Here is a 2,464-nt window from a genome sequence, read left to right on the forward strand (position 1 = left end):
CAATTCCGCATTATTTTTGAAAACCAAGCCTCTAATCCAGTAAGGAACTCCCGTAAACTTCCACACGGAAACGCGAAAAAAGGATTTTTAGCCATAGAGCGTCGCGCGGAAGCATGAAAAAGAGAATTTTAGCCATAGAGCGTCGCGCGGAAGCATGAAAAAGAGAATTTTAGCCCTAGAGCGTCGCGCAGAAGCATGAAAAAGAGATTTTTAGCCCTAGAACGTCGCGCGCGAGCATGAAAAAGAGATTTTTTGCCCTAGAACGTCGCGCGCAAGCATGAAAAAGAGATTTTTAGCCCTAGAGCGTCGCGCGCAAGCATGGAATTCTGACTTCAACTTTTATATGACAATAATGTTTACCGGACTTCAATATTTGAAAATCAACAATCCGAAACTGCTCAACAAGAAAAACTACTCAGATGCGGGTGTAAATCATCGATTTTCGCGAAAAATCACTCAGATACGGGGTACAATTGATAAAAAACGGCAAAAAGAAGCTTTTGTACGGGGTACGATGAACGGAAAAAGGAAAAAGGAGGCTTTCTACCACGGGGGAAAATCAAAATTCAGCGAAAAACGGCTTTCCCAATATTGGGAAGAATAAAAAATGCCATTGGCTGCATTTCCCAACTCTTGGAAAGACGAAAAACCCCGAAAGTCTTTTATCTGACTTTCGGGGTTCGGTTCATTTTAACACATCCTCTTTTAAGTTTTCAAATGCCTATTGACAGCTTTATTTTATCTCTACACCATTTGGTGCTTCTCTTCCAAAGAAAACGAGGTCAATAGTATAAGGATAGGTTTTGGCGCCCAATCCTTTGATGAGATAGGCCTTTTTATGTTTTCCAGATTCGTCCTTTGTGATAGTACACCAATCATTCATTGTTATCTTGTAGACTTCTCCGTCTTTATATTCTATGATTCCTATAACGTTGTTTTCAGCTTTTATTTCTGTGTTTTTATTATCTGTGTAGGAGGTAGCTATATTGGTATTTCCTTTCTTTATGTGTATTTGGGTAATACGAAAGTAAGGAGTATACTTCATATAAAGCGTATCTTCTTTATCAGATGCAGTAACAATAAACGTGCGTTTGTTTGGAGTTGGTATTTCTTGTGAGATATATCCATTGTCTTTGTTACAAGAAGAAAAACTGAAAGTTGCAACTATGATTATAGCTGTTGCAACAAATACTTTAAATAATAATTTCATATTTTGCTAATTTATATTTACCAATTTTTTTCACTTTCGTACGCGTATGAATAATAATAAATCTTATGTCTAAAGATATAATCATCCGAATTTGACATTGACTTATCTTCTTTCCAATTCTTTTTTGAAGTTAATAGATATGCGTTACCAGGCTTTCCAAACCAACCATAATTCAAATGAAGATAATATGGGTCATCTGAATTTTTATATTTTATGTAACCATCTGCTAAGAATGCGTGTCCTATATAATAACGATTTAACCAACCAAGTCTAAATTTATATCCAGAAACTACAACAACACCATGTTCTGTATTTAAAACATCAATAGCATGTTCTGCATCATAATCTTTGATGCCATATTTATTAAAGATTGGAGTAAGTTTTTTAGTGTGTGCTCCTGAAGATTCTGTACCATAATCCATATCTACTTTATCACCAATATAAGCAATCATTCTTGCTATTTCGTCAGTTGCTTTGGCAGTTGGATACGATTTTATAATTTCATCCCATGAAGAAATTATATAGAACTTTGGGCGTAAGACAGTGGCAGCTTGTGCACCTGCTATTGCTACGCAACCAGCTTTTGCTTGTTTACCATTAGAAGTGAAGCAATATGTATTATAAGGATAACCTTGATGCCAGTAAACTTTACACTTAGGCTCAACTTTCTCCTCTATGGTGAAATCATTTTCTTGAGAACTTCTTGTCTCTAAAGTAGGTTCTAAATTATCTTCAATTGCACTTTTAATGATAAAAGCTAAATCACTTATAGTATCTTGCATTATTTTATTAACATCAATATTATTGGTATTCATAAAATAAGCTAATGGCTTAATATTATTATTATTTTCAGAAAGAATAACAGTACCTTGGTCATTATTCATGCTTATAGCATAAAACTTGGGAAAGTTTTCTGCACTGCGCGTAGTACAGATTTCTTTTGATAAAGGAAATTCAGAGATTGATTTAACACCAATAGACTGTGAAGTAGATCGTGTTATTTCATTTTTGTTAATGCTTTTAACAAATTTGATAGCTGTTTCACTTAGTGGGCTTTGTGATTGTGAATTTGTTTGTGAACCCTCTAAAAAATCATTGCTGTTACAGGATATTATTAATCCAGTAAACAGAACGGCCATAATAGCTTTGACCTTATATGTACATTTTTGTTTATTCATAATAATATTAAATTGTTAATCATTACAAAAGTAATATATTTTTTTATGTAGTATATATCATATGATGTAATTTATA

General features: G+C 33.8%; 3 protein-coding genes. 1 reads left to right on the forward strand and 2 read right to left on the reverse strand.

Translation table 11 applies throughout. The features are described from left to right. Nucleotides 1-277 precede the first annotated feature (277 nt). Entirely contained in the window at nt 278-604 is a 327-nt protein-coding gene (locus HMPREF9420_RS12585; protein ID WP_007136119.1) for a hypothetical protein, read from the forward strand. Between the two features lie 129 nt (nt 605-733). Here the strand turns inward: HMPREF9420_RS12585 and HMPREF9420_RS12590 are convergent, their stop codons facing one another. Both HMPREF9420_RS12590 and HMPREF9420_RS12595 read right to left on the reverse strand, forming a co-directional pair. Beyond that, on the reverse strand, nt 734-1,210 hold the full coding sequence (locus tag HMPREF9420_RS12590) for a hypothetical protein (protein ID WP_007136120.1): 477 nt from the start codon (nt 1,208-1,210) through the stop codon (nt 734-736). A gap of 17 nt (nt 1,211-1,227) precedes the next feature. Next, complete coding sequence (locus tag HMPREF9420_RS12595) at nt 1,228-2,388, reverse strand: C10 family peptidase (RefSeq protein ID WP_007136121.1); 1,161 nt, start codon at nt 2,386-2,388, stop codon at nt 1,228-1,230. Nucleotides 2,389-2,464 lie beyond the last annotated feature (76 nt).

This window comes from Segatella salivae DSM 15606, from assembly GCF_000185845.1.
Classification (GTDB): domain Bacteria; phylum Bacteroidota; class Bacteroidia; order Bacteroidales; family Bacteroidaceae; genus Prevotella; species Prevotella salivae.